The sequence below is a fragment of the Pseudomonas sp. 3B-A001-10F genome, assembly GCF_056313565.1.
Genome location: NZ_JBQYFW010000008.1, coordinates 1 through 6,609, shown reverse-complemented (window position 1 = coordinate 6,609; position 6,609 = coordinate 1). Strand labels below are relative to the sequence as shown.

The window sequence follows — 6,609 nt, the reverse complement described above, 5'->3', positions numbered from 1 at the left end:
TTCATCGGAAATTTACAAGCGTGATTTATCCGTCGGTGCTGATTCGATTTCAAACCGCTCACTGGCGATCCAGTCGGAACCCAGCGGATCGCTATCGCTTGGTTGCAGCTTGAAACGGCACCAGTTGCCACCCAACGGTAGCGCTTGGTCAGACAGGCCTTGCCAGTCAGGGTCGACCTGAATCGACGCTGCCCATGTCTTGTCCGGGTTGAACGGGTCGACCAGAACACCGACACCTTGACGGCCCGTGCCGGCAAACAGCACCGGGTTGCTGACCCAGCGTCCCGGCGCGGGTATCTCAATGGTGGGCAGATAAGTTGCCAGCTGAACCGTGCGTTTCGCGCTATCGGATTCAAACCCTTCGTAAGCCGCCACAACTTCCAGCTCATGATTGCCTTCGTTTTGCCCAGGCTTCAGCGTTACCGACCACGTCCGGTTTTCCCGCACCTCGGCGCTTGCCTGGTCGCTACCCAGCGTCACGGTCACGGTGTCGCCGGGCGTCGCGAAACCCGACACCACGACCCGTCGGCCGACATGGTCATCGGCAGTCGGGGTTTCGATAAACGGAGTCGCCGGCACGACCTTGTAACGCAAACGCTCATTGGGCTGAGAGCGTTGTGGAGTGCCATTGTGGACGAAGGTTTGAAAAGCCCAGATGGTTGTGATTCCCACCGGCAAACTCACTTCGGCTTCCCAGTTGTCTGATGCGTTCACCTCAATATCCGTCAGCAATGGCTCAGTAGCGCCTTCCAGCCAGACCTCCACCCGCGCGCCAGGTCGGCCAGTGCCAGCAATCTTCGAGGTGCGCGGCGCTTTCCCGCCAGGGATCGGCGTCGTGAATCGAGGCGGCGGCACCACCACCTTGAGTTCGTGCACAGCGCTGTTGGTCGACTCTTGCCCGTTAAGTATCTGTTGCGCATGGAGGAAGTAAGGCCTCAGCTCCAGATCGCGTAGTTCGATCGACCATTTGCCCTCCTCAAGCAATTCGAGCGGAGCACCCAGCGTTCTTCCCATCTGGCTGTCATGCAATTGCATCATCGCGCCCTGCATGCCGTTATCACCTTCAATGGTGACGTCGTACCCCACTTCTGTGCCGGATACGGGCGCGACGATGAGCGGTTGCAACATGACTCTGTGGACAGTGAAGGTTTTCGATGCCGGCACTGAAGGGAGATCGACAACGATCTGGGTAACGGTGACGCGGTGGAGGACTCCAGGTTCAAATGCTTTGGTTCGCTGAAATGCCCAGCGCTCACCCTCCACATCCGCTTCGTACTCCAAGCCGTCGTCGCTGAACCGGAGCTTTACCACCGCTCCAGACCAACAAGTGCCACTGAAAATCGGCTCCAGCCCCTCCCCGGAAGGATCATCCAGGCCTGGCGCCAGCGGTGGAATCGTGACGTCCAGGATGAAAGGACGTTGCGAAGGATGATTTCCCAGATGCTGTGTAATGCGCACTTCCCGCGTTTTGGTTGGCCCCCACTCCACCAATGCCGGAGTCGACCATTGGCCATTCACGACCACTACACTTCGTGCAGCCTCGGTTGTATCGGGAAACCTGAGCGAGACGGTGGCGCCTGTGTAACCTTTGCCGCTGAAGACGGGTAGATACTCCTCGGTGTAGCTCGCCTCGGTGATATCCGGCATGTCGTTGTGGACTTCGAATTCAAGCGGCAGCGATTCAATCCAGCCATTGGCGTTGTCGGCGATCTTTTGAATCACCGTCACATCGTAGCTGCCCAGAGGCCAGACAACGGGGGCAGTTTCCCACTCGCCTTGCCCATCGACGCGGACGTTGGGAGGCAAAGGCAGCGAGCCGTTGCTGGCAGAGAACTGGATTTCGGTCCGCAAGTTCTTGTCGTAATGACCGATACCGGAGAACTTCAAGCGTGTATCAGGAAGAAAGGTGACATCAGGCTCTGCCAGTTTGGGAGGCCGGATCCGGAAATCTCGAGGCGCGCTGCGAGGTGAAGGGACATTGTCCAGAGTTTGTATCGCTACGAGTGAAGCGGGTCCAGGCTGGACATTTACCGGCACTCTCCAGGTCCCAGCCGAAACCGCGGCCTCCCCCACGTGCTCTGATCCCAAATCCATGTAAACAGCCAGGGTGGCACCCTGGATGGCCAAATCACCTGAAAGGTCAAACGATTGAGACTGTAGCGTACCCGCCGCCGGATCTAAAATAACGGGCGAAAGGTTAACCGTGAGATCGACAGGGTTAGAAAGCAATGTCGATTTGTCGAACGTTTGTTCTGCGACCAGTATGAAACTTCCCCATGAGAGCGCTTTGGTCAGCTCTATTTTCCAGTGACCGTCAAACTCTACAATTCCTGAACCATAGCTATCCAGGGGGGTTCCTCGCCGGTAGAGGTTGATACTTGCATAGACTTTACCAGTGCCGGAAACAATCGGTTTTGCCTCACCGATCACTGCACCGCTTACTGGAGATATTATTCGCGGCTCCTCGATTACCGTTAAATTCCATTCCGTGGATTTGGAAGTTTTACCACCGAAAGTCTGTGTCGCATGCAAACTGTGTCTGCCGAGGGGAAGGTTCTCCAATTCGGCAGACCAGGTCCCGTCAAGGTTTGGCGTGCCTTTGAAAGACTTGTCGCCTGTCGTCACCTCAATTACGGGATTATCCCAGGCTCCGGTGCCAGAGATAATTATTGATGAAGAAACAAAACTATTTTGAGGCGGCCAGATAATTACCAAAGGCTTGATGATGCGGAACTGCCCTGAGAAGCCCCAGTCCGATCCCACCATTCCCCCTACGTAACGCGTATGTATTTCCAGACGGTCACTATGTTTTATTTCAGGAATAATGACGTCGTACCATTGCTCGTTCCAGTTTGAGCCTGGATCCATTTCGTACCAATGGTTGCCATTAAGCTTGAAGTGGACTTCACGCTTTGTCAGGTTGTTCGGTATTGTGTTGACCCGAATAGTCAGGGGGAACTGTTGAAGAGTTCCGCTAACATTGGGAGAAAAAGTAGGCGCTGCCCAGCCAAGGGGAAGTTCTGAATCATCCGTCACTGTTCTTTCTCCCGCATTCGCGAATTAAAAACCGACTCCAGAATCAGCGCTCCTGCAAATACCTGTCACCTGTCAAACCTGACAGTCCCGACCAACGGTAACCCTAGTCGACAAGGCGCTTAGAGGCGTCGGGCTTGGTAATGGCTGCAAGGCGCGAGATGGCCGAAAAAAAGCAAAACACAGCATCTGGGGATGGCGATTGCCAGTTGAGTGAGGTGGGCATGTGGCTAGCCGAAAAGGCTGAATAACGAACGGGTGTATGACCCAGCTTGACCGAGCAACTCGTGTTCCAGTGGAGACGCCTTCGCGGGCAAGCCCGCTCCCACAAGATCTGTTACACACCACAAATCGAAGGTAGGCGCGACCTGCTCGCGAAGCTTTTAGCGGGTTTGAATCAGGCCGAAGCCGGCAACGGCTGAAAACTGAAATATCGCTGCAACGCCTGCACCAATTGGCCAAATTCCGGCGGGGCGCGTTGCAGGACGAAGCCGGCGTCGTAGTGCAGCGGCGTGGCGTCTTCATGGCACCACACGCAGCACGCGGTGAAGTCGATCACCTGTTGGCAGCCATCGCTGGCGGGGATTTTCAGGCGTAACTGAAAGTCCACGCCGACCATCATGGGCAATTGGCTGATGAGCATCAGCCCGTCTTCGGAGAGGTTGCCGAGAAAACCGATGGGCTTGTCGGTGACGCTGTTGAACACTCTGAGGAAATACGGCAACTGATGCCGTTCGATCCGTTCGGTAAACATGCGCAGTTCGCCATGCAAGGCTCCGTCACAGAGCCGCACCTTGCTTCGGAACGTGCCTGCATCGCAGGCTCGCTCTCCCCGCTTCCGGTGTGACGGTCGCTACGTCGCCGTCACCTTACAACTGCCAGTCGCAGGTGTTGCTCCGGATTCAGAACGCGGTGCCGAATCCGGGTTATTCGACTATAGCTCAGCTTGTACACACGGCCAGATTTTGTATGACAACTGTCATCAGAAACGAGTCGGGCGCACCACGGCAGCGGCGCTGCGCGTCGGGTAATGGCCCAGGCTCTGCAAGGTTTCCAGACGGGCACGGGCGCGATAGGCGTATTCGCTGTTCGGGTACGAGGCGATGATGAACTGATAGGTCTGTGCCGCGTCGACAAACATTTTCTGCCGTTCCAGGCACTGGCCGCGCATCATCGACACTTCCGGCCACACGTACGGGCGGGCACGGCTGGCGCGTTCGACCTTGGACAGTTCGAGCATGACCTGCTCGCAGTTGCCACGATCGTAGGCGCTGTAGGCGTTGTTCAAATGGTGGTTCATCGACCAACGGGTGCAGCCCGAAACGGCGAGGACGCTGAGGGCAAGGGCGGCAATGGGCAACAATCGCATGGGGGTTCTCCTGTCTTGTGCTCTTTATCGACCCGCGACTGGAAATCTTCAATGCCGCCTTGCACGCTGCAGTGAATCGAGTCGTCAGGATTCAACGGCATCGTTGTGCGGCGCGGACAGCTCGGACGCGAGATGGATTGTGACGACGGGTGAACGTGGCGAGACTTCGCCGTTGGGTGCAACCTCGACAACGTAGAATCCGAACTGCCGCAGGTCTATCAAATTCGACCAGTCGCCACCAGGGCCAACAGCTTGATTGAAAAGCGGACTCAAAGAATCCTTGGTGCTATAAGCGCGCACGGTACTGCCAAGAGTAGCGGTCCCCTTCACGACAAACCGTGCACCTGGTCTATCCCCATTTTGCGGTGAAGTAATCACTGGTGGCTCGAGTGCTTCAGATGCGTCTTTTTTTGCGGTCATGTCGTCATGCCTCTTCGCCTCGCCAACCATAGGCGAGATGCGATTTTTTATACCGACAGGAAAACCGGGTGACACCTGTAAGAAATACCAGTTCCGATGAACGGTGTATTGCCAGGAACGTCGAATTGAAAAACGCTGCGTTCAATAAAGAAAACGATAAGTAGTGCAAACGAACAATGACTACACCCTTCGAGCATAGTAGCCTTCGCTAGCGCTTGAACTCAGGAGTCTTTGCATGTCCGTCCGTCGTACCAAAATCGTCGCTACCCTTGGCCCGGCCAGTAACTCGCCGGAAGTTCTCGAACAGCTGATTCTGGCTGGTCTGGACGTTGCCCGTCTGAACTTCTCCCACGGCACCCCCGACGAGCACAAGGCTCGCGCGAAGCTGGTGCGTGACCTCGCCGCCAAGCACGGCCGTTTCGTCGCCCTGCTGGGTGACCTGCAAGGCCCGAAAATCCGTATCGCCAAATTCGCCAACAAGAAGATCGAGCTGAAGATCGGTGACAAGTTCACCTTCTCCACCAGCCATCCGTTGACCGAAGGCAACCAGCAAGTGGTCGGCATCGACTACCCGGATCTGGTCAAGGACTGCGGCGTGGGCGACGAGCTGCTGCTCGACGACGGCCGCGTGGTAATGCGCGTGGATACCGCCACCGCAACAGAATTGCATTGCACCGTGACCATCGGCGGCCCGCTGTCCGACCACAAAGGCATCAACCGTCGCGGTGGCGGCCTGACCGCGCCGGCCCTGACTGAAAAAGACAAGGCCGACATCAAGCTCGCTGCAGAAATGGAAGTCGACTACCTCGCGGTGTCCTTCCCGCGTGACGCTGCCGACATGGAATACGCCCGTCAACTGCGCGACGAAGCCGGCGGCACTGCCTGGCTGGTGGCGAAGATCGAACGCGCTGAAGCCGTAGCGGACGACGAAACCCTCGACGGCCTGATCAAGGCATCCGACGCGGTGATGGTTGCCCGTGGTGACCTCGGTGTGGAAATCGGCGACGCCGAACTGGTCGGCATTCAGAAGAAAATCATTCTGCACGCACGCCGCCACAACAAGGCGGTGATCGTCGCGACCCAGATGATGGAGTCGATGATCCAGAATCCGATGCCGACCCGCGCTGAAGTGTCCGACGTAGCCAACGCCGTACTCGACTACACCGACGCCGTGATGCTGTCCGCCGAATCCGCCGCTGGTCTGTACCCGCTCGAAGCCGTGCAGGCAATGGCGCGCATCTGCGTCGGCGCCGAGAAGCACCCGACCGGCAAGACCTCCAGCCACCGTATCGGCAAGGAATTCAGCCGTTGCGACGAAAGCATCGCGCTGGCCACCATGTACACCGCCAACCACTTCCCGGGCGTCAAAGCGATCATCGCTCTGACCGAAAGTGGCTTCACTCCGCTGATCATGTCGCGTATCCGCTCCTCGGTGCCGATCTACGCCTTCACCCCGCACCGCGAAGCCCAGGCCCGCGCAGCAATGTTCCGTGGCGTGTACACCATTCCGTTCGATCCGGCTTCGCTGGAACCGCACGAAGTCAGCCAGAAGGCCATCGACGAGCTGACCAAACGCGGCGTTGTGGAAAAAGGCGACTGGGTCATCCTGACCAAGGGCGACAGCTACCACACCACCGGCGGCACCAACGGCATGAAGATCCTGCACGTGGGCGACCCGCAGGTCTGAGTGACGCGCTGAAAAACAAGAGCCCCGGCATGTGAGTGCCGGGGCTTTTTGTTTTCTGCTCTGGAAAATGTGCCGATTGATCCGGCCTCTTCGCGAGCAA

The 6,609-nt window shown here is 57.3% G+C and carries 5 protein-coding genes; 1 reads left to right on the top strand and 4 read right to left on the bottom strand.

Annotation, left to right across the window (positions count from 1 at the left end; genetic code table 11):
- Nucleotides 1-12: 12 nt before the first annotated feature.
- The 4 genes from AC0ZWN_RS10055 to AC0ZWN_RS10040 form a co-directional block, all read right to left on the bottom strand.
- Nucleotides 13-3,036: a hypothetical protein gene (locus AC0ZWN_RS10055; protein ID WP_476334934.1), complete on the bottom strand. Its 3,024-nt coding sequence runs from the start codon at nucleotides 3,034-3,036 to the stop codon at nucleotides 13-15.
- A gap of 394 nt (nucleotides 3,037-3,430) precedes the next feature.
- Nucleotides 3,431-3,787, bottom strand: coding sequence for a PilZ domain-containing protein (locus AC0ZWN_RS10050; RefSeq protein WP_093430706.1), 357 nt, complete (start codon nucleotides 3,785-3,787; stop codon nucleotides 3,431-3,433).
- A 228-nt stretch (nucleotides 3,788-4,015) separates the two neighbouring features.
- Nucleotides 4,016-4,402, bottom strand: coding sequence for a tetratricopeptide repeat protein (locus AC0ZWN_RS10045; protein ID WP_093430516.1), 387 nt, complete (start codon nucleotides 4,400-4,402; stop codon nucleotides 4,016-4,018).
- Between the two features lie 84 nt (nucleotides 4,403-4,486).
- Nucleotides 4,487-4,822 carry a hypothetical protein gene (locus AC0ZWN_RS10040; protein WP_476334933.1) on the bottom strand — a complete coding sequence of 112 codons (336 nt, stop codon included), beginning with the start codon at nucleotides 4,820-4,822 and terminating at the stop codon, nucleotides 4,487-4,489.
- Between the two features lie 235 nt (nucleotides 4,823-5,057).
- Between AC0ZWN_RS10040 and pyk the strand changes: the two genes are divergently transcribed.
- Nucleotides 5,058-6,509, top strand: coding sequence for a pyruvate kinase (gene pyk / locus AC0ZWN_RS10035; RefSeq protein WP_093430517.1), 1,452 nt, complete (start codon nucleotides 5,058-5,060; stop codon nucleotides 6,507-6,509).
- Nucleotides 6,510-6,609 lie beyond the last annotated feature (100 nt).